At 72.0% G+C, this 20,092-nt stretch carries 20 protein-coding genes; 12 read left to right on the top strand and 8 right to left on the bottom strand.

The annotated features are described in order from the left end of the window. Positions 1-49 precede the first annotated feature (49 nt). Entirely contained in the window at positions 50-553 is a 504-nt protein-coding gene (locus STSP_RS05365; protein WP_067272748.1) for a potassium channel family protein, read from the bottom strand. Positions 554-703: 150 nt separating this feature from the next. On the opposite strand from STSP_RS05365, the gene STSP_RS05360 reads away from it, so the two are divergent. Then, on the top strand, positions 704-1,474 hold the full coding sequence (locus STSP_RS05360; protein ID WP_067272745.1) for a hypothetical protein: 771 nt from the start codon (positions 704-706) through the stop codon (positions 1,472-1,474). Between the two features lie 81 nt (positions 1,475-1,555). Here the strand turns inward: STSP_RS05360 and STSP_RS05355 are convergent, their stop codons facing one another. Then, positions 1,556-4,513, bottom strand: coding sequence for a SpoIIE family protein phosphatase (locus STSP_RS05355; protein WP_232789531.1), 2,958 nt, complete (start codon positions 4,511-4,513; stop codon positions 1,556-1,558). A gap of 418 nt (positions 4,514-4,931) precedes the next feature. Here STSP_RS05355 and STSP_RS05350 point away from each other — a divergent pair, with 418 nt between their 5' ends. Beyond that, the gene (locus STSP_RS05350; protein WP_067272744.1) at positions 4,932-6,395 is read left to right on the top strand and encodes a flavin-containing monooxygenase; all 1,464 of its coding nucleotides are present in this window, start codon (positions 4,932-4,934) and stop codon (positions 6,393-6,395) included. A gap of 138 nt (positions 6,396-6,533) precedes the next feature. Next, complete coding sequence (locus STSP_RS05345) at positions 6,534-7,037, top strand: class I SAM-dependent methyltransferase (RefSeq protein ID WP_232789530.1); 504 nt, start codon at positions 6,534-6,536, stop codon at positions 7,035-7,037. Positions 7,038-7,100: 63 nt separating this feature from the next. Here the strand turns inward: STSP_RS05345 and STSP_RS36645 are convergent, their stop codons facing one another. The 3 genes from STSP_RS36645 to STSP_RS05335 all read right to left on the bottom strand — a co-directional run bounded on the left by STSP_RS36645 (position 7,101) and on the right by STSP_RS05335 (position 9,440). Beyond that, complete coding sequence (locus tag STSP_RS36645) at positions 7,101-7,268, bottom strand: class I tRNA ligase family protein (protein WP_332835348.1); 168 nt, start codon at positions 7,266-7,268, stop codon at positions 7,101-7,103. A gap of 340 nt (positions 7,269-7,608) precedes the next feature. After that, complete coding sequence (locus STSP_RS05340; protein WP_067272741.1) at positions 7,609-8,526, bottom strand: cation transporter; 918 nt, start codon at positions 8,524-8,526, stop codon at positions 7,609-7,611. Between the two features lie 170 nt (positions 8,527-8,696). Next, positions 8,697-9,440 carry a TVP38/TMEM64 family protein gene (locus STSP_RS05335; RefSeq protein WP_067272739.1) on the bottom strand — a complete coding sequence of 248 codons (744 nt, stop codon included), beginning with the start codon at positions 9,438-9,440 and terminating at the stop codon, positions 8,697-8,699. 215 nt (positions 9,441-9,655) lie between these two features. Between STSP_RS05335 and STSP_RS05330 the strand changes: the two genes are divergently transcribed. From STSP_RS05330 to STSP_RS05320, 3 genes are all read left to right on the top strand, one after another. Next, positions 9,656-10,096: a hypothetical protein gene (locus STSP_RS05330; RefSeq protein WP_232789529.1), complete on the top strand. Its 441-nt coding sequence runs from the start codon at positions 9,656-9,658 to the stop codon at positions 10,094-10,096. A gap of 133 nt (positions 10,097-10,229) precedes the next feature. Then, positions 10,230-11,435, top strand: coding sequence for an elongation factor Tu (gene tuf / locus STSP_RS05325; RefSeq protein ID WP_067272735.1), 1,206 nt, complete (start codon positions 10,230-10,232; stop codon positions 11,433-11,435). Between the two features lie 375 nt (positions 11,436-11,810). Then, positions 11,811-12,656 (top strand): spermidine synthase, encoded by an 846-nt coding sequence (locus tag STSP_RS05320; RefSeq protein ID WP_067272733.1) that lies wholly within the window; start codon positions 11,811-11,813, stop codon positions 12,654-12,656. Here STSP_RS05320 and STSP_RS05315 read toward each other — a convergent pair. Further along, complete coding sequence (locus STSP_RS05315; RefSeq protein ID WP_408646230.1) at positions 12,643-13,983, bottom strand: MFS transporter; 1,341 nt, start codon at positions 13,981-13,983, stop codon at positions 12,643-12,645. The genes STSP_RS05320 and STSP_RS05315 overlap by 14 nt on opposite strands. 254 nt (positions 13,984-14,237) lie before the next feature. Between STSP_RS05315 and STSP_RS05310 the strand changes: the two genes are divergently transcribed. The 4 genes from STSP_RS05310 to STSP_RS05295 all read left to right on the top strand — a co-directional run bounded on the left by STSP_RS05310 (position 14,238) and on the right by STSP_RS05295 (position 17,286). Then, positions 14,238-14,690, top strand: a complete 453-nt coding sequence (locus STSP_RS05310) for a DUF4442 domain-containing protein (protein WP_232789528.1) — start codon at positions 14,238-14,240, stop codon at positions 14,688-14,690. 199 nt (positions 14,691-14,889) lie between these two features. Next, complete coding sequence (locus STSP_RS05305) at positions 14,890-15,588, top strand: DedA family protein (RefSeq protein ID WP_067272725.1); 699 nt, start codon at positions 14,890-14,892, stop codon at positions 15,586-15,588. Between the two features lie 133 nt (positions 15,589-15,721). After that, positions 15,722-16,306, top strand: coding sequence for a gamma carbonic anhydrase family protein (locus STSP_RS05300; RefSeq protein ID WP_067272722.1), 585 nt, complete (start codon positions 15,722-15,724; stop codon positions 16,304-16,306). A 74-nt stretch (positions 16,307-16,380) separates the two neighbouring features. After that, on the top strand, positions 16,381-17,286 hold the full coding sequence (locus STSP_RS05295; protein ID WP_232789527.1) for an acyltransferase: 906 nt from the start codon (positions 16,381-16,383) through the stop codon (positions 17,284-17,286). 23 nt (positions 17,287-17,309) lie between these two features. On the opposite strand, the gene STSP_RS05290 is transcribed toward STSP_RS05295, so the two are convergent. Further along, complete coding sequence (locus STSP_RS05290; protein WP_067272718.1) at positions 17,310-18,176, bottom strand: DMT family transporter; 867 nt, start codon at positions 18,174-18,176, stop codon at positions 17,310-17,312. Positions 18,177-18,268: 92 nt separating this feature from the next. Between STSP_RS05290 and STSP_RS05285 the strand changes: the two genes are divergently transcribed. Both STSP_RS05285 and STSP_RS05280 read left to right on the top strand, forming a co-directional pair. Further along, a complete protein-coding gene (locus tag STSP_RS05285; RefSeq protein ID WP_067272716.1) occupies positions 18,269-18,841 on the top strand; it encodes a helix-turn-helix domain-containing protein in 573 nt (190 codons plus the stop codon). 87 nt (positions 18,842-18,928) lie between these two features. After that, entirely contained in the window at positions 18,929-19,486 is a 558-nt protein-coding gene (locus tag STSP_RS05280; protein ID WP_067272713.1) for a YbaK/EbsC family protein, read from the top strand. A gap of 95 nt (positions 19,487-19,581) precedes the next feature. On the opposite strand, the gene STSP_RS05275 is transcribed toward STSP_RS05280, so the two are convergent. Beyond that, entirely contained in the window at positions 19,582-19,989 is a 408-nt protein-coding gene (locus STSP_RS05275; protein WP_067272711.1) for a CoA-binding protein, read from the bottom strand. Positions 19,990-20,092: the final 103 nt, after the last annotated feature.

Raw genomic sequence — 20,092 nt, 5'->3', positions numbered from 1 at the left:
GCCGAGGCGGGGCACATCCCATGCCCCGCCGCACGCTCGTCGCCCGGTCTCAGCCGTGCCCGTCGTCCGCGGGGCCGTCGTGCCGGGCGAGAGCCCGCTCCAGACGGTCGAAGCGCTCGTGCAGGGCCAGGGCGGTCTCGTCGCACATGCGGTGTGCGGCACGCTCGGCCGCCTCGGCCGCCGCCGCGAGATGGCCCTGGCGTCTCTGCTCCCGCCCCACGAACCAGGTGGCGATGGCCGCGGTCACCATGCCGTACGTCGTGATGCCGACGGCCATCACGACGGTGGCGATGATCCGGCCCCAGACGGTCACCGGGTACAGGTCGCCGTAGCCGACGGTCGTCGCCGTCTCCACGGACCACCACAGGGCCTTCGGATACGTCGTGATGCCTGCACCCGGCGCGCCGCGCTCGGCGGCGACCACGGCCCACGACCCCGTGAGCATGGTGACGGCCAGGATCACGGTGGCGCCGCCCGCCGCCTTGAGATGCAGCGAGCGGCCCTCCCGGCCGAGCAGCAACTCGACCGCTTTGGCGAGGAATCCGGGCAGCATGCCCGGGATCCTGCGGCACGCGGCTCGGCGCAGCCCCCGAGGCGCGCCTTCCGGGGCGGCGGGTGCCACCCGTACGGACCCCCGCAGTGGTGGGCACAGGCCGCCGGTGGTGGGTTGGGAGCAGACACCGCGTACCGAGGAGGCACCGAGATGAGACACGCAGCCTGCGTATCCCGTGGCGTGGGGGCGGTGCTGGCCGTGACTGCACTGACGGCGACGGCGGCGTGTTCGGGCGGAAGCGGCGCCTCGGTGGTGGCCGCCCCGACCGCCCCGACGACCGCTGCCCCGCTGACGGACGACCAGGCGGACACCGCGCTGATCGGCGCCTCCGATCTCGGCTCACCGTGGGAGCAGACGGACGAGGACGCCGCCCACGACGGGCTCCTCGAGGGCACGGTGGACGGCGGCAGCAAGGACTGCCAGCAGTTCCTGGACCGGCTGGAGGACGGCGACCTGCTGGGCGACAAGACCTCGGCGGACGCCTCCCGTGTGTTCTACAACAATGCGAACGAGTCGTATCTGGACTACGAGGTCGCTGCGTACAAGGACCAGGCGGACGCGAAGAAGGAGCTGGACTGGCTGAAGACACTGCCGCAGATCTGTGACCAGTTCACGGCCAAGGTTGGCTCCGACAAGACGGACGCGACCGTGCAGGTCGTCGAGTTCGGGCTGCCGGACGCGGCGGGCGACCACATCGGCCTGAACACGACACTCACCACGCAGGTGGAGGGCGAGGACGCCACCCTCACCCTCGACTCCGTGGCCGTGCTCAACGGCCCGAACGGCATCACCTTCACCAACGGCGGGCTGCAGGGCGCGGAGCGGGACGCCACCGAACAGGCCGCGCAGCTGGGCAGCGAGCGACTGCAGCAGGTCATGGAGGGCAAGTCACCGGCGGAAACACCCGGCGAACTGGACTGACCAGCAGCGACAGGCTGGACTGACGATTGGTCGACGCGACGGGCGACGGGACCGACCGCTGCCCACCGTACCGACCAGCAGTCATGGCAGAGGCTGCTCCGTCCAGATGCTCTTGCCCTTCGCGAAGTAGCGCGTGCCCCAGCGCTGCGAGAGCGCCGCGACCAGTTGCAGGCCGCGGCCGCCCTCGTCGGTGTCCCGGGCACGGCGGATACGGGGCGTGGTCGGGCTCCCGTCGGTGACCTCGCAGATCAGGGAACGGCTCTTCAGCAGCCGCAGCTGGATGGGGCCCCTCGCATGCCGGACGACGTTGCCGACCAGTTCGCTGGCGAGCAGTTCCGTGGTGTCGACGAGGCCGTCGAGCCGCCAGTCGATGAGCTGCTGCCGGACGTGGTCCCGCGCCTGGCCGGCGGCGATCGGCGCCTCCGGCAGCCACCAGGACGCGACATCGCCGGCCGGCAGGGCATGCGTACGGGCCACGAGCAGGGCGGTGTCGTCGCTTGTCTGCTGCTGGGCGGGGACGAGAGCCGAGCTGAGCGTGTCGCACAGCTGCTCCAGATGCCGCGCGTCACGTGACGGGCGCGCGGCGGTCCGTTCGGCCCCTTCGGGCAGCCGATCGGCAGCGGTGGCGAGGATGCGCGCGAGATGGCTCATCCCGCTGTCGATGTCGCGGTGCGCCGACTCGACCAGCCCGTCCGTGTACATGACCAGGAGGCTGCCGTCCGGCATCGGCACCTCGGTGGTCTCGAAGGGCGGCGTCGCCGCGCCGAGCGGCGGGTCCGTCGCGAGGGCCGGGAAGTGCACGCTGCCGTCCGGATGGACGAGGGCCGGGGGCGGGTGCCCCGCACAGCCGAAGGTGCAGACGCGGGCGACGGGGTCGTACACGGCGTACAGACAGGTGGCGTAGAAGTCGACGCCCAGATCGCTGACCACGTCGTTGAGGTGGGACAGCACCTCGTCGGGGGGCAGCTCGAGACCGGCCAGGGTATGGACGGCGGTCCGCAGCCGCCCCATGGTGGCGGCCTCCGACAACCCGTGGCCCATCACGTCGCCGATCACCAGGCAGACCCGGTCGGCCGACAGCGGTATCACGTCGTACCAGTCGCCGCCCACGTCCAGTCCCTCGGTGGCGGGCAGATAACGTGCGGCCACCGTGACGGCGGGCAGCAACGGCAGTTCCTGCGGCAGCAGACCGCGCTGCAACTCCTGAGCGCGGACGTGCTCCGCGTCGTACAGCCTGGCCCGCTCCAGTGCCTGGGCGACGAGCCCGCTGAGCGCGGTCAGCAGGGCTCTGTCCTCCTCGCCGAACAGGCGCGGCTGGGGGAAGGAGATCACACAGCAGCCGATGGGCCGCCCGGAGACGATCAGCGGCAGGAAGGCCCATGCGTGCTTCCCGCCTTCGAAGGCGGCCGGGGCGAAGGCGGGATAGTGATGGCGCATCTCCGCCCTCGAGGAGATGTACTGCGGAGCGCCGGCAAGGATGGCGTCATTGTTCGGCGTGATCTCCCTGAGACCGATCCGGTCGGGGACTTGGAGCAGGAACTGCCTGTCGTACCCGACGCCTCCCACCACCCGCAGGGAGTCGCCCTCGACGAGCTGCACGACCAGTCCGTTGGCGCGGAAGGGGGGCAGCACCCGCTCCGCGACGGCCGTCACCACGTCCTGGACGCTGACGGCTTCGGCTAGCGCGGCGTTGAGCTGCTCGATGCGCGCGGTGCGCTCGGCCGCGGTGCGCTCGGCCGCCGTGCGCCGCTCCTCCGCAAGGCGCTTCTCGGTCACGTCCGTGAAGTAGACCGTCAGGCCGTCCGGCACCGGGACGAGGCGCATGTGGTACCAGCGCTGGTCGGTCGGCCACCGGACGTCGAATCCGGTCGGGATCCTGTCGGCGACGGCCTGCCGGCAGCGGGCCTCCAGCCAGGCGACCGGAATTCCGGGCAGCGCCCACAGCAGCTTCCCGATGAGGCTCCGCCAGGGGCCCAGCAACCGCTCGGCCTGCAGGTTCACATACGCGATGCGCAGGTCGTCGCCCATCGCCAGGAACCCGTCGCTCATGTGCCGCAGGGCGCGCCCCACGGAGTCCATGGCGATTCGCCTGTCGGTGGTGTCCCAGAGCGTGCCGGCCATGACCGTCGGCTCTCCGTCGTCGCCGAGCAGCACCTGGCCGCGCGCCTCGACCCAGCGGATCGTGCCGTCGGGACGGCAGACCCGGTACTCCGTGACCGAGTAGCCGCGCTTGTCGATGGCGTCCTGGAGGTCCGCCTGGACCCGCGCACGGTCGTCGGGGTGCAGCAGCTCGATGAACGTGTCGAGCTGCCCGTGGAAGGTCTCCGGGTCGAAGCCGAAGAGCTGCATGGTCATCTCGTCCCAGCTCAGCCGCCCGGTGCGGAGATCCAGGTCCCACGTACCGACCTGGGCCGTCTTCAGCGCCTGCCGGAACCGCGGCCCCGTCCACGCCGCCTCGTCCGCCGACCAGGCCGGGGTCACCGTGCGTGCCGCCGGAGGGCCGGGATTCCGCAGCCGCTCCGACACCCACCCTGCGGCCGTCTCCAGGAACTCCCGCTGTACGGCCGAAGGCGGCCCGGGCGCGGTGGTGACGACCGACAGGACGCCGAATGGGCCGCCGGGTGCCGGCAGCGGCACCGCAGCGATCCCGGTGCCGCCGGGGAAGGGGTCAGGGTCCTCCAGGTCCTCCCCAGCGCCCGGCGTCGGAAGCCACACCAGAGCGCCTTCGCGCAGGGCTCGCGCCGGGACGGTCTCGTCCTGACGGCCGATGACCTCCCACGCCTTCGTGACCTCGCGGGGCAGCCCGCTCACCGTCACCAGGTCCAGGCGCTCGCTCTCGCCGGGAACGCGCTGCAGGTGGACCATGCCGCCGAGCCCACCGAGATCGGCGACCGCATGGTGCAGCACCAGCCTCAGCATCTCGACACCGGTGTGCTCGTCGCCCACCCGCATCAGCACCCGCATCCGGGCGGCCTCGGGCAGCGCCGACGCCGCCCGCGGCGGAGCCTGCGGGATCCCCAGGGGCCCGCTCTCACTCACGTGACCGGTGCCCTTTCCGGGCTCGCGATGACCACAGGATCACTATGCGCTGCGCGAGGACGAAGGGGGAACCTCCGCTGCTCCCGGGATTCGGCGCGGACCTCCGGCCCCGGGCCCCGGACCTGCAGGTCGTCGCCGAATCCCCGGACGTGCGGGTCCGGGTTCCCGGCGGTGGGGGGCGCTCGTCCGTTCGTGGGTTGGGGGCGCTGGGGCGGGGTCGCGGCGGTGCGGGGGTGGCTCTGCGTCGCGGGCGTCCAGGGACCCTGGGCCCACCCTGCGGGCGATCTTCGGCTCACGCCCGCGAGTCTGACGCCCCACGGCCGACGAGGGCCGCGCTTGCCAAGCCCTGGGCATGGGGGTCCGCGACTGGGATGATGAGCGATCCGGATGCGCCGATCCCCAGGGAGAGTGGCAGCTGATGAGAGCGTGTGTTGTCGGGGCCGGCCCCGGGGGAATCGTCACCGCCAAGGTGCTGCTGGAGAACGGCTTCGACGTCACGGTCTTCGACAAGTACCGGCAGGTCGGCGGGATCTGGTCATCAGAGGGCTGCTACGACGGGCTGGCCAACCAGTCCGCGCTCCGCATCTTCGAGTTCGCGGACCTGCCCAACCGATTACACTTCGCCAGCGCGGTGGACACGCAACGCTACCTGGAGAACTACGCCGAGACCTTCGGCGTGCTGGACCGCGTCCGACCCGGCACCGAGGTGATCTCCATCCGGCCGGTGGACGGTCCTGGGCGGGTGGGCGCCTCCGGCTGGCTGATCGACTCTCGGCCCACTGGGGACAAGGCGGCGGAGGTTCATCGCGAGACATTCGACTACGTCGTTGTCGCCAGTGGGGCTCATCATCATGTCCAGATGCCCGAGCTGCCCGGGCGTGAGTTGTTCCGCGGGACCGTGGTGCACTCCAACGAGGTGCGGGCCGGGACATTCAGCGGCCGGCGCGTGGTCGTCGTGGGCGGCGGCAAGTCCGCATTGGACCTGGTCACCCGCGCCGCACGCGAGGCGGCCTCGGCCACCCTCGTGCAGCGCAAGGTGAACTGGATGGTCCCCGAGCGGTTCCTGCTCGGTCTGGTCGGCTACAAGTGGATCCTCTTCACCCGGCTCGGTGAGGCGCTCCTGCCCCGCTACCACGATCCGGCCTGCATCCGTCCGATCGACCGAATCGACGAGCGGGTCAAGCGAGCTCTGTGGTGGCTCATCACCCGCGACGTGCTGTTTTCCACCGGGCTGTACCGGCTGCCGAGGCAGCTGCGGCCCGCCCACACGCTCCCCTTCCACCTGGCCCACGCGGGAGTGATGCCACGCGGCTACGTGCGGGCCATCCGCCGCGGCCTGATCACCCCCAAGGTCAGTGCTGTCGAGGCGTATACCGACACGGGACTGCGACTGGCGACCGGCGAGGAAGTGGCGGCGGATGTCATCGTGTTCGCCACGGGGCACCACAAAGTCTTCCCGTTCCTGGATTCGAGAGTGCGAGTGCACGATTCCGCCGGGCGGTTGCGGCTCTACCGAGGCATCGTGCCAGCCGGCGCCGACCGGCTGGGGTTCGTCGGTTTCCGGCAGGTCTTCAACAACATCATGGGCGTGGAACTCACCGCGCACTGGCTGACCTGTTATTTCCGGGCGACGCTGCGCACCACCCCCGGCGAGCAGGAGATGAAGGAGGCCATCGACGCTCGCCTGGCCTGGCAGGAGGAGGTGCTGCCAGGCTCCGGCGGCTACGACTTCGGCCCCTACGACATCCACTGCGCGGACGAACTCCTGCACGACATGGGGTTACCATCCCGCCGCGCCGGCAACCTGCTGGCCGAGTACCTGCTTCCCGGCGGAGTCGCACACCGCTACGCGGGCCTGACTCGATCGAGTTCGTCGAATTGAAGGCAGAGCATGAGCGGCCCGATGCTATGCGAGCCCGCTGACCTGCCGAGGAAGGGTGCGGCTGTTCTGGGAGGCAAGGGCTATCGACGCCCACCTCCCGGTGCGATGGCAGGCGCGGATGGACGTGACCTCGGTCGGGTGTTCAACGAGGTGCCGGAGCTCTACGACCGGGTCCGGCCGAGCTACCCCGACGAGCTGTTCGCGGATCTTGTCGCCATTACCCGCATGGGCGAAAGGTCGTCGGCGCTCGAGGTGGGGTGCGGTACCGGCCAGGCGACGCGCTCGCTGGCAGCGCTCGGGTGCTCGGTGACCGCCGTCGAGCCGGGCGGGGGAATGGCCGCACTTGCTCGCCAACGGCTCGCTACCTTCCGCAACGTCGAAGTCGAGATGTCGACGTTCGAGGAGTGGGACGACCGCGGAGCGCGCTTCGATGTCCTTGTGGCTGCGTCGTCGTGGCACTGGATCGATCCGTCGATCGGCTGGCAGCGCGCGCACGATGTGCTCCATCCCGAAGCTGGATGGCGTTGCTCGGCAATGTCGTTGTCCGCCGGCCGGGAGAGCCGGAGGTGTACGCCCGAGACAGCCGATCTCTCTCCTTCGCTCGACGTCGCTGTACCGGAGGCTCGACCGCGATGTCCGTGAGCCCCTGCTCGACGCCATCGCCGAGCGCATCTGCCCGCGGATGGGCGACCGAGTACCACGCCGTTACCTGAGCGTCCTGTCGGTTCCGCTGAGCAGCCTGACCTGCTCGCCCCGGTGGCGGTGGTGACGGGCCAACGTGTCCGCTTGGACGAGCTCCAGGGCGAAGCCCAGGTGGGGGCGGGCGTAGACGTACGGAATGGTCGTGGTGATGTAGCGGCGTCGTGCGGTCATCGGTCCTCCTACCGGGGTAGCGAGGCCTGATCGCACAGCAGTCGAGGCCCCGTCCCGGGGCCTCGGATTCGGTACGCGTCCGTTCTCAGCAGCCCCGTCGGCGGGGCATCATCCGGTGCTGAGGCGAAAGCCTGATCATGTTCCTGATCGTAGCAACGGAGCTTCGTACGCAGCACGCGCTTTTTCCGCCCCTTCACGGTGGCTGCGTGCGGTGCAGGGCTTCTGAGGCAGGATCAGGAACGGCGGTCAGCTGGCAGCGGCCATGCCGCACAGTGGTCATTGCAGACCCGGATCGTCGCCGCGGCTCGCGTCGTGTCGCAGGCGCTCGTCCGGTACCGCGTCAGAGCACCAACTCGGGGTCCGTGGTGAGCTCGACGACGATCCACGGGGTGTAGGGCAGGGCGGCGAGCCCGTCGCGCAGCGTCCGCCGCACGCGGTCCTCGTCCGCGACGTCCCAGCGACCCGGCGGCACCACGAAGCCGACCTCGACGTAGAGCTTGTGGCCCACCTTGCTGGTGCGCAGCACCGGCTCGGGAAGGTCTTCGGCGGCCCGCACCCGTTCGACGACGTCGCGGACCAGCTGCTGCACGGCCGGCTCCGGCGCGGACTCCAGCAGCTCGGACGCGGCCTGGCGGAGCATGCGCACGGGCAGCCGGGCGAGCATCACACAGCTCAACAGGACCAGCACCGAGTCGGCGTACGCCTGCGCACCGCGCCACGCCGTCGTACCCAGCAGGAGCGCCACGACGCCTCCGACCGTGATGACAAGGCTGGTCACGGCCCCCGCGAGCCAAACCGCCGCCTCCGCCCGGATCAGGTCCGACCGCGGACCGCGCCGCACCAGGTAGCCATACGCCGCAAGGCACGCGAGTCCGCTCACCGCGCCGTACGCGGCCAGGCCTCCGGCCGCCACGTCGGACCCGCCGTCGAGGATGACCCGGACGGCCTCCACGGCGGCGTAAATGAGCGTTCCGAGTAGTGCAAGACCCTGCACGCCCACGACCAGCGGTACGAGCGACTCCCGGCCGAACGGGAATCGCGGCGTCGGGCCGCCGGCGGCGAGGCCGGAGGCGCGCAGCGAGAGCCACGACAGCCCCAGGCCGAGGATGCCGTAGACGCCGTCGAGCAGGATCACCTGCGAGCCGGCTGCGAGCCCCCACACCAGGGCCACGACCGCGAGCGCAACCGAGACCGCCATCGACACCCTCAGGGCGCGCTGCTCGTGCTGCAGCGACCGGGTCGGCTCTCCATCCGCCATCACACCATGATCACGGCGTTCGGCTGCTCCGCCAACCGGACCGCTCACGCGTCTCCTCGGCCGTGCCCGCGGCCCCGACCGGTACGCCAGCCAGGACCGCGCTCTGGGCCGTCGCCAGGCGTCGGCCCCAGCCACCGCCATCGGAAGCGCAGGACGGGCGATGGCGCGACTCAGTGTCCGCGCAGCCGATGACGCTTGCACCACGCCACCACGGCCCCGGCCAGCCCTGTCACCGCGATGAACCCCATCGCGATCAGGAAGACGGGCGAGGTCGGCGTGGAGGCGCGGGTGCCCGCCACGACGTACGCCGCCGTGTTGGGGATCGATCCGATCGCCGTGGCGAGCAGGAACGGCAGCCAGCCCATGCGGGACACGGCCGCGCAGTAGTTCGCGGCCCAGAAAGGCACGCCGGGGAAGAGCCGTGCCGCCAGCATCGACCGGAATCCGTGCCGGCTCAGCTGACCGTCCGCGGCCTTGAGCCAGCGGCCCCGCAGCAGCGGGCGCAGCGCATCCTGCCCCAGCAGGCGCCCGAGCCCGAAGGCGGCACCGGCGCCGATCACCGTGCCGGCGAGCGCCGCGCCGAGCCCCAGCTGGGAGCCGAAGAGGGCGCCCGCCGCAAGGTTGAGCAGGGGCCGCGGCACGAAGGCGACGGTGCAGACGCCGTACGCCACCGCGTAGACGACGACGGCGGCCGCGCCGTTCAGGTGGGGCGGCCAGCCGTCGGCCAGCAGCCGCTGCGGCTCGAACAGCAGCACGGCCGTCGCAGCGGCCGCGAGCAGCATCACGAGCAGGGAAAGCCGTGACCACGGGGACAGCAGCACCCTGACAGAGCGCGTGGCCAGGGCCACGAGGCCAGGTGCGGCGAAGAGCGCGGGACGGGCGGCGCCGGCCGGCCGGGTGGCGGCGAGCTCCATCGGGCCCGTGACGGGCGCGCTCGATGCGCTCGTGGTGTGCGGGCCTGCGGGATCGCCGGCGTCCCGGCCCGCAGAAGGGGCCGTGGCGAGGCCGGCTGGTCGGTCGGCGGCGGGGTCGAGCATCCGGGGAGACTAACCGACCCAGGTGAGCATTCGCCGTATGCTGCGTCTCACGAGCGTCACAGGTTCGGAAACGCTCAGCGCCGTGGGCGGCAGTGAACTCGCCGAGACCAGTGCCGCCGAGCCTCGCCGCCGCCATCCCGGTGCGGCCGACCGGCGCTCCCGGCGCCCGGCTGCCGACGGCCGCCCAGAGGGCGACCGTGCGGGCCTCGGACTTCAACGGCCCCCGCCACGACGAAGCACGGCAGGAAAACGCCCGCCCGCGGAAATTCGGTCGACGTGCCGATGGCGACTGGGCGATGATCGGCGACATGTTCCGGCACGCCTTCCTCGCAGCGCCGTCCGCAGTCGCGGACGCGCCGAAGGCTGCCCTCGTCGCCGCCACCGCGGCCGCATCCGCGCCGGCCGGTGTCGCCACCGTCACCGCCGCGGCAATCGCCGCAACCGCCGCAGCCGCGGCTGCTGTTGCCGCGCCTGCCGTTGTCGCAGCCGCAGCCGCAACCGCCGCGGCGCCCCTCGACGGCGCCCGAAGCTGACCCTTCCCGGAAAGTCCGGCGGACCCCGCAGGGGGAGGGTCGGCAAGGCCCTGGGGTCCACGTCCCAACTCCGCCATGCCTACGGCCGGTTGGGGCCACCGCTTTCGCGTTCCGGAGAGGAACACACCCAGCCATGTCCAAGACGGCATACGTACGCACCAAACCGCACCTCAACATCGGCACGATGGGCCACGTCGACCACGGCAAGACCACCCTGACCGCCGCCATCACCAAGGTCCTGGCCGAGCGCGGTACCGGCACCTTCGTGCCCTTCGACCGCATCGACCGCGCGCCCGAGGAGGCGCAGCGCGGCATCACCATCAACATCGCGCACGTCGAGTACGAGACGGACACCCGTCACTACGCGCACGTCGACATGCCCGGCCACGCGGACTACGTGAAGAACATGGTCACCGGCGCGGCCCAGCTCGACGGGGCGATCCTCGTCGTCTCCGCGCTCGACGGGATCATGCCGCAGACCGCGGAGCACGTGCTGCTGGCCCGCCAGGTCGGCGTCGACCACATCGTCGTCGCACTGAACAAGGCGGACGCGGGCGACCCCGAGCTCACCGACCTGGTGGAGCTGGAGGTCCGCGAGCTGCTCACCGCGCACGGGTACGGCGGCGACTCGCTACCCGTCGTGCGGGTGTCCGGCCTGCGCGCCCTGGAGGGCGACCCGCAGTGGACGGCGGCGATCGAGGCGCTGCTCGACGCCGTGGACACGTACGTCCCGATGCCCGAGCGGTACGTGGACGCGCCGTTCCTGCTGCCCGTGGAGAACGTCCTCACCATCACGGGCCGCGGCACCGTCGTCACCGGCGCCGTCGAGCGGGGCACCGTGCGGGTCGGCGACCGCGTGCAGGTCATCGGCGCGGACACCGAGAGCGTGGTGACCGGCCTCGAGACCTTCGGCAAGCCCATGACGGAGGCGCAGGCCGGGGACAACGTGGCGCTGCTGTTGCGCGGCGTGCCGCGCGACGCCGTGCGCCGCGGTCACGTCGTCGCCGCGCCGGCCAGCGTCACACCGAGCCGCCGCTTCACCGCACAGGTGTACGTCCTGTCGGCGCGCGAGGGCGGCCGTACGACGCCTGTCGCGACCGGATACCGGCCGCAGTTCTACATCCGTACCGCGGACGTGGTCGGCGACATCGACCTTGGCGTGACAGCGGTCGCCCGCCCGGGCGACACCGTCACCATGACGGTCGAACTGGGCCGCGAGATCCCGCTCGAGCCGGGCCTCGGCTTCGCCATCCGCGAGGGCGGACGCACGGTCGGAGCAGGGACGGTCACGGCGGTCGGCGACACGGGCGCGGTCGTGACGGCCCCGGCGACGCTCTGACGACGGTTGCCGCGGCTCGACGGCCCCGCCGCCGTGCCGCATCGCAGGCCGCCGTTGTGGGCAGGCGTTCCGCAGGGCTGGGGCACCTCCCACGCCCTTAAGGCAGTGGGGGAGGGTGGGCACAACCCACGACGGCGGGTGCCCTTCGGACTGCGGTGCCCGCCGTCGGGGTTGCCCAAGCGTGCAGGCGTTGCCCGCCGTCGGGGTGCCGCTGCGCCCACCCGTGCCGCCCTGGGGGCACCTCCCAGGCCCTTAAGGCACTGGGGAGGCACGACTGCCCGCAGCGGCGGCGGGCACGCCCGGCGCGGCGGCGGGCACGCCGCCCGGCGCGGCGACGCGCCCCCCGCATCGCCGCCCGCGCGGCACAATGAACCCGTGGAAGAGCCGATACCCGTCACCCGCCCCGTCGATCACGGCGAAGCCAAGCTGCTGCCCGACGTGGACCGGGAGCGGGCGTGGCTGCTGACGGTCGGCGGGGCGCCCCAGTCGTACGTGGACCTCGACGAGCCGCAGCACCTGGAGTTCGAGTACGCACAGCGGCTGGGGCACGTCCTGGACACGGCCGCGGAACCGGGTCAGCCCCTCGACGTACTGCACCTCGGTGGCGGCGCGCTCACCCTGCCCCGCTACCTCGCCGCCACCCGGCCCGGCTCACGTCAGCACGTCGTGGAGGCAGACCGCGGGCTGCTCGCGCTCGTCACCGAGCACCTGCCCCTCCCCGACGGCGCGGACATCACGGTGCACGGCGCGGACGCCCGCGCATGGCTGGAAAGGGCCCCGCTCGCCTCCGCGGACATCCTGGTCGCGGACGTGTTCGGCGGGTCACGCGTCCCGGCGCACCTCACCTCGCTCGCGTACGCGCGAGCCGCCGAGCGGGTGCTGCGGCGCGGCGGCGTCTACGCGGCGAACCTCGCCGACGGGGCGCCCTTCGCCTTCCTCCGCTCCCAACTCGCGACCTTCGCCGCGGTCTTCGCGGAGCTGGCGCTGATCGCCGAGCCGGCCGTCCTGCGCGGCCGCCGCTTCGGCAACGCCGTGCTCGTGGCGTCCCAGGAGCCGATCGACATCGCGTCACTGTCGCGGCGTTCCGCCGCCGACGCCTTCCCTGCACGCGTCGAACACGGGCCCGCGCTACGCGCCTTCATCGGGGACGCGACACCGGTGCGCGACGAGGACGCGGTGGCATCGCCCGAACCACCGGCCGGCGCCTTCAGCGTGGGCTGACCCGCGCTCCCGGCACGTCATCCGAAGCCTCCGCCTCGGCCCTGGCCCGGCTCCCGGACCCCGTGCCGGAACCCTGCACGACCTCCTTCGTACGCCGCGTCAGGTTCCGTACGTCCGGTACGAACAGCACCGCCGCCGTGACCAGGACCACCAGAGCCGCGCAGCCCCACAGGGACGCCGTACGGCCGAAGGCGCTCTCCGCCGGGCCCGCCAGGGCCGTGGCCAGGGGGACCATGGCGATCGAGCCGAACCAGTCGTAGGCCGAGACGCGGGACAGCTTCTCCTCGGGGATCTCCTGGTGCAGCGCCGTCATCCAGGAGACGCCGAACACCTCGATGGCCACGCCGCTGAGGAACATCACCGCGGCCAGCCCGGCCACCGGCAGCGGCACCGCGAGCGCGGCGGACGGCGCGGCCAGCGGGAACACGCACAGGGTCCCGGCGAGCAGCAGCCGCCGCGGCTTCCACCGCATCATCAGCAGCGCACCGCCGACCGTGCCCGCTCCGAACGCGCCGAGCGCCAGGCCCCACGGGCCCGCCCCGCCCAGCTCGTCCCGGGCGACCAGCGGACCGAAGACCGACTCGGCGGCGCCGACGACCGCCACCACGACCGAGAACTGAGCCACGATCGACCACAGCCAGGGCCGTCCGACGAACTCCCGCCAGCCCTCCCGCAGATCCGCCAGCATGCCCCCGCCGGGCTCGCGCGGCGGAATGTGACTCACGTCCAGGAATGCCCGCAGCGCCCCGGCCACGGCGAACGCCGCCGCGTCCACCATGAGCACCCAGCCGGGACCGACGGCCGCGACCATCGCACCCCCGAGTGCCGCGCCGCCGAGACCCGCACCGTGCATCGCCATGCGGAACAGCGCGAAGGCCCGGCCTGCCTGCTCCCCGCTGACGGACGACATCAGCATGCCCTCGGCCGCCGGGTTGAAGAAGGCCTGGCCCGTGCCGCCGAGCGCGGTCAGCAGCATCATCTGCCACAGCTGCGGATCGCCTGCGAGGACGAGCACGGCGAAGGCACCCTGCGACACGAAGTTGAGCGCGTTGGCTGCGACCATCACCCGGTGCCGCGGCAGTCGGTCCGCGACGGCCCCGCCGATCAGCAGGAACACCACGAGGGGGAGCGTGCGGGCCGCCGCCACCAGACCCACGTCGCCGCCGTCGCCGCCCGCGTCGAGGACCGCGAACGCCGCCGCGATCAGCGCGCCCTGGCTGCCCAGGTTCGTCACGACCGCGGCGGCGGTCAGCAGAGCGTAGTTGCGACCCGCCCAGTCGGGGCGGCGGAGACGTCTGCGAGAGGCAGAGGCGGCGGCAATCTTCACCGGGGGACTATCGCCGCCGCCGGGTCGACTTGCCAAACCGATTTTTCGCCGATACGGGGGCGTGGCCGGAGATTCTCGACGGGCGTGGCCGGATCCGCCTGTCCGTCGGCGGCGCCGCGACGGCAGCGGATGGCGGCGCGTCCCCGGCCGCTTCCCTGGCCGCCTCCCCGGCCACTTCCCTGGCCGCCTCCCCGGCCACTTCCCTGGCCGTTTCCCTGGCCAAGACGTGCTACCCATGGGTAACATCCCGCCTCATGAGCGCTGACCAGATGTCGATCGGCGAGATGCTCGCCGCCACGGTGCCGATGGCCCGCACCCTGAACCTCGAGTTCCTCGAGACCTCGCCGGAGAAGGCCGTGGTGGCCCTGCCGGACCAGAGCGACTACCACAACCACGTCGGCGGGCCGCACGCTGGCGCGATGTTCACGCTGGGCGAGTCCGCCAGCGGGGCGATCGTCCTCGCGGCCTTCGGGGACCAGCTCACCCGGGCCGTGCCGCTCGCCGTCAGCGCCGACATCGCGTACAAGAAGCTCGCCATGGGACGCGTGACCGCGACCGCGTCCCTCGGCCGTCCGGCCGCCGACGTGATCGCCGAGCTCGATGCCGGGCAGCGGCCCGAGTTCCCGGTGTCCATCGCCATCCAGCGCGAGGACGGCGCCGTCACGGGCGAGATGACCGTCGTCTGGACGCTCCGTCCCAACGGCTGACGTCCGCGGCGCCGGTGGCGCGGCGGGACTGTGCTGCGGGTGCCTCCAGGGACCGCAGCCGACGGGACTGTGGTGCGGGTGTCTCCAGGGACCGGGCTGCGGTCGAGTGACCGGAGTCAGCAGGTAGGCTGCCCGCACGCGCGCCCCGGACAGGCGGGAGCGTCTGCCGGGTCGACGCACAGAACGGGAGGGACCGGCGTTGCACGTCCAGGAATGGCTCGAGACGGTGCCGGCGGTCAGCATCTACACCCTGGTGGGTGTGGTCATCGGTCTGGAGAGCCTGGGCATCCCGCTGCCGGGCGAGATCATCCTCGTCTCGTCCGCGCTGCTCGCCTCCCAGCACGGGGACATCGACCCGGTCGTCCTCGGCATCTGTGCCACCGCGGGCGCGATCATCGGCGACTCCATCGGCTACGCGATCGGGCGCAAGGGCGGCCGGCCCCTGCTGGCCTGGCTCGGCTGCAGGTTCCCGAAGCACTTCAGCGAGGCCCACGTCGCGACCGCCGAGCGGTCCTTCGAGAAGTGGGGCATGTGGGCCGTGTTCTTCGGCCGCTTCGTCGCCCTGCTGCGCATCTTCGCCGGCCCGCTCGCCGGCGTCCTGCGTATGCCGTACTGGAAGTTCCTGATCGCCAACGTGCTCGGTGGGATCCTGTGGGCCGGCGGGACCACCGCGGTCATCTACTACGTGGGGATCGTCGCCGAGTCCTGGCTGAAGCGGTTCTCGTGGCTCGGCCTCGTCGTGGCCCTGCTCATCGGCCTCGTCTCGATGCTGATCCTCAAGCGGAAGACGAAGGAGGCCGCGTCGGGGACTGCACAGGCACAGGCACAGGGGCAGGGAGAGCCGCAGACGCAGGCACCGGAGTCCACCGAGCCGCAGCCGGTTCCGGCCGGCGACTGACTGCCCCGCGCTCGATCAATCGGGCCCGTTTGTGATCTTCGCCCCAGCCGGCGCCGGTACGCGCCCATGTCCCCTACGGTGCTCTGGGCGCGGCGCACCAGAGGTAAGGCGTACCAGCGGTAAGGAGTCGGAGATGACAGGTCGGGCAGGGCGCTCAGAGCATGGACCCCAGGCAGCGCAGGCGCTGATTCGCGGAGTCGGCGGACAGGAGCCGAAGGTCGCCGCGGACGCCTTCGCCGCTCCGACCTCCGTCGTGCTCGGCGACGTCGTCATGGCGGCGGGCTCGAGCGTCTGGTACCAGGCCGTGCTCCGCGGCGACGGCGGCCCGATCGTTCTCGGGGCGGATAGCAACATCCAAGACAATTCGACCGTGCATGTGGACCCGGGCTTCCCGGTCACGATCGGGGAGCGCGTGTCCGTCGGGCACAACGCGGTCCTGCACGGCTGCACGGTGGAGGACGACGTCCTCATCGGCATGGGCGCCACGGTGCTCAACGGCGCGCGCATCGGCACGGGTTCGCTGGTCGCCGCCCAGGCGCTCGTCCCCCAGGGCATGCAGGTGCCGCCCGGCTCGCTGGTCGCGGGCGTGCCCGCCAAGGTCAAGCGCAGCCTGACCGACGAGGAGCTCGACGGCATCAAGCTGAACGCCGCGGTGTACGTGGATCTGGCGAAGCGGCATCGAGTGGCCTTCTCGGACGACGAGAGCGGCGCGGTGTGAAGACCGGCGTCATGGGGTGAAGATCACAGCCGTTCGCCCCCTGGCCCGTACCCCGCGCTGAGTACCGTGTGCGAGTGCCGAACAACAAGAACATGTTCTCGTCCTTGACCGCGTGGCGGCGCCGCGTCGCGCAGCGCGCCGTCCACGCGGGATGGGCGTGGGTACAGCGGACGGGTGCCGTCACCGCCGAACACCCCGGCAGACTCCGCTTCGGCGCGCTCGGACACGGCACGAGGCTCGCCTTCCCGCAGGGAACCGTCTTCGGCGAACCCTGGATCCACCTCGGCGACCACTGCATCATCGGCGAACAGGTCACCCTCACGGCCGGGTTGATGCCCGACCTCGACCTCGGGCCCGACCCCATCCTGCGTATCGGCGACGGCGTGGTGCTCGGCCGCGGCAGTCATGTCATCGCCGACACGACGGTGACCATCGGCTCCGACTGCTACTTCGGGCCCTACGTGTACGTCACGTCCACCAACCACTCGTACGACGACCCGCACGAGCCCATCGGGAAGCAGTGGCCGCGCATGGAGCCCGTCGAGATCGGTCCGGGCTGCTGGATCGGGACCGGGGCGGTGATCCTGCCGGGCGCGAGCATCGGCCGCAACGTCGTGGTCGCGGCGGGCGCGGTCGTACGCGGGTCCGTCCCCGACCACGCGGTCGTGGCCGGCGCACCGGCCCGTGTCGTACGCCGCTGGTACCCGGACGAGGGCTGGCAGCCGCCGCTGCGCACCCCCGCCCCCGTGCCGATCCCGGAGGGGGTCACTCCGGAGCAACTGCTGGCGTTGGCGGACTTGGAGACGAGTCCTGAGGAGGGCTCGGCGGAGACCGAGACGGTGGCGGGGCTCGGTGGCGGTGTTCCGGAGACGCGGTCGGCGGAGGATCCGCGAGACGCGCGGTCGGCCGAGGGGCGGCGTGACACGCGGTCGGCGGACAGCGCGTCGCCTGCGGAGTCGGGCAGCGGCACGTCGGCTTGAGGGGCCCCGGTGTGTCGGCCGGATCAGCCGCTCGCCAGCAGCACCGTACCGACCAGGGCAAGGCCCGCCCCCGCCGCCTGCACGCCGCGCAGCCGCTCACTGAGCACACCGCGCGCGGCAAGAGCGGTGACGACGGGATAGAGCGAGGCGAGGACCGCGGCCACCGTGACCGGACCGTTCTGGGCCGCGAGCGAGTACGTGCCGTTGGCCGCGACATCCGCCAGACCGACGAAGGCCAGCGCCGGGACCGCCGGCCACAGGGCTCCCCATCCGGCTCCCTCCGGGAGCGCCCTGCCGCCGCGCCGCACAGAGGCGTACAGGGCCGCGCCGCCCGCGAGCACATTCGTCAGCCGCTGCACGAACAGCGCCAGGAAGAGACCGGTGATCGTCGTCGACGCCTCGGCGATCAGCACCATCACCGTGCCGAAGCCGAAGGCCGCGACCAGGGTCAGGGCGATCGTCTGCCGCTGCACCGGCGCCCCGCGCCACTGCGGCCCGCCTGCGAGCACGACCCCGGCGACGGCCACGGCGATGCCCGCGTACTGCAGCAGCCCCGGCCGTTCGCCGAGGATCAGCCCGATGCCCACCGGAACGGCGACGCCCAGGGTGCCGAGCGGAGAGACGACACCCATCGGCCCCAGCGCGAGCGCCTTGTAGAAGGAGAGCATGGCGACCGGACCGACCAGGCCCGCGGCGGCGGCGAACCACAGCTGCGGACCCGCCTCGCTCCAGCCCCCGGTCGCGATCACGATGGCGCCGAGGACGACCGCGGCGATCGCCTGCGAGGCGACGACCACCGTGAGAGCCGGAAGGCGCCGCGTCAGCAGCCCGCCGCCGAAGTCGGCCAGCCCCCACAGGAGGCTTGTGGCCAGGGCGAAGAGTGCTGTCATGGTCGACCTCGCAGTACAGTGCAGTGAACATCGGGTGCACTACACCGTAGTTCATTAGATTGAACTCTGTCATCCAGGATATTGGACGGAATGTGTCGGACCTCGACCTGCTGACCCAGTCCCTGGCGCGCAACGTCAAGCGTTGTCGCAGCGAGCGGGGCTTCACCCTGGAGGCCCTCGCCGCCCGCGCCGGAGTCAGCCGCGGCATGCTCATCCAGATAGAGCAGGCCCGTACCAACCCCAGCCTCGGCACGGTCGTCAAGATCGGGGACGCCCTCGGCGTGAGCATCACGACCCTGCTCGACTACGAGCAGGGACCCAAGGTCCGGATCGTGCCGCCCGAGCAGGCCGTGCGCCTGTGGCACACCGAGGCGGGCAGCTTCAACCGGCTGCTGGCCGGCACGGAGGCGCCGGGCCCCCTGGAGATGTGGCAGTGGCGGCTGATGCCCGGCGAGGGCAGCAGCTCCGATCCGCACCCGGCCGGCACCGTCGAGCTGATCCACGTCACGGCGGGCGAACTCACCCTCGTCGTGGACGGCACGGAGTACCGCGTACCGGCGGGCACGAGCGCCTCCTTCGAGGCCAACGCCACGCACGCGTACCGCAACGAGGGCGACGAGCCGCTGGAGATGACCATGACGGTGTCGGTGCCGGCCGTGCGCTGAGACGGATCGCATGCCGGGTCGCGTGGGCGTGCCGCGCGGCCTCGATGGGCCGATCGCCGCCGCCGGTGCGGCTGTTAGCGTGCCACTATGCGTGCACCCATCGGCCACTTCGACGACGTCCGGACCGCTCCCGACAGCCTGGAACTGCTGCCCTCGCCCGTCGCAGACGCCGTACGCCACTGGCGCGGCTCCGTGCCCGCGCAGCAGATGCTCTACGTGGACAGCGACCCGGCCGTCGCCGACACCGCCGTCTTCGTCGAGCACTACGGCCAGGACCTGCTGGAGACGTCCGCGAACTGCGTGGTGGTGGCCGGTAAGCGCGCGGGTGAGACCAGCCTCGCCGCCTGTCTCGTGCTCTCCCGCACCCGGGTCGACGTCAACGGCGTGGTACGCCGCCAACTGGGCGCCCGCAAGGCCTCGTTCGCACCCATGGAGACCGCGACCGGCGAGACCGGCATGGAATACGGCGGCATCACCCCGATCGGCCTGCCCGCCGACTGGCCGCTCCTCATCGACGCGGCCGTCGTGGACCTGCCGCATGTCCTGATCGGCAGCGGCCGCCGCCGCGGCAAGCTCATCGTGCCGGGCAAGGCGATCGCGGAGCTCCCGGGCGCGGTGGTGCTCGAGGGGCTCGGCGTCGGCTGACGCAGAACGGCCCGACGGGCGGACCCCCGGCCGGGGCGCGGCCCCAGCCCCGCCGCGGCCCCAGCCCCGCCGTGACCTCAGCGGCGCCGGTGACCTCAGCCGAGCTGCGGAATCTCGATGGCGGGGCAGCGATCCATGACCATGTCGAGGCCAGCCGCGCGGGTCCGCTCGTACGCCGCCTCGTCGATCACATCGAGCTGGAACCAGACCGCCTTCGCGCCCTTCGCCACGGCCTCGTCGGCGACCGCGCCGGCGAGATGGGAGTTCACGAACACGTCCACGACGTCCACGTCGAAGGGGATGTCCGCCAGAGTGGCGTACCCCTTCTCGCCGTGCACCGTCTCGGCCTTCGGATGCACCGGGACGATCCGCTTGCCGAAGCGCTGAAGGACCGCTGCGACTCCATATGCGGCGCGCCGCTGATTCGAGGAGAGGCCGACGATGGCCCAGGTGTCACCGTGCTCGGTAAGGATCCTGCGAACGGTCTCAGTGTCGCCGTGCATGCTCCGCCTTCCGTGGGTCCGGCACTCGTGTGAGGAGAACACGGGGATGCTGCGGGCGATTCCCTGGAGGTCCCCGTCGGCGGCCGGTTATCCAACTCTGACG

Source organism: Streptomyces jeddahensis, from assembly GCF_001642995.1.
Lineage (GTDB): Bacteria > Actinomycetota > Actinomycetes > Streptomycetales > Streptomycetaceae > Streptomyces > Streptomyces jeddahensis.
This window is presented reverse-complemented; position numbering and strand designations above follow the sequence as displayed.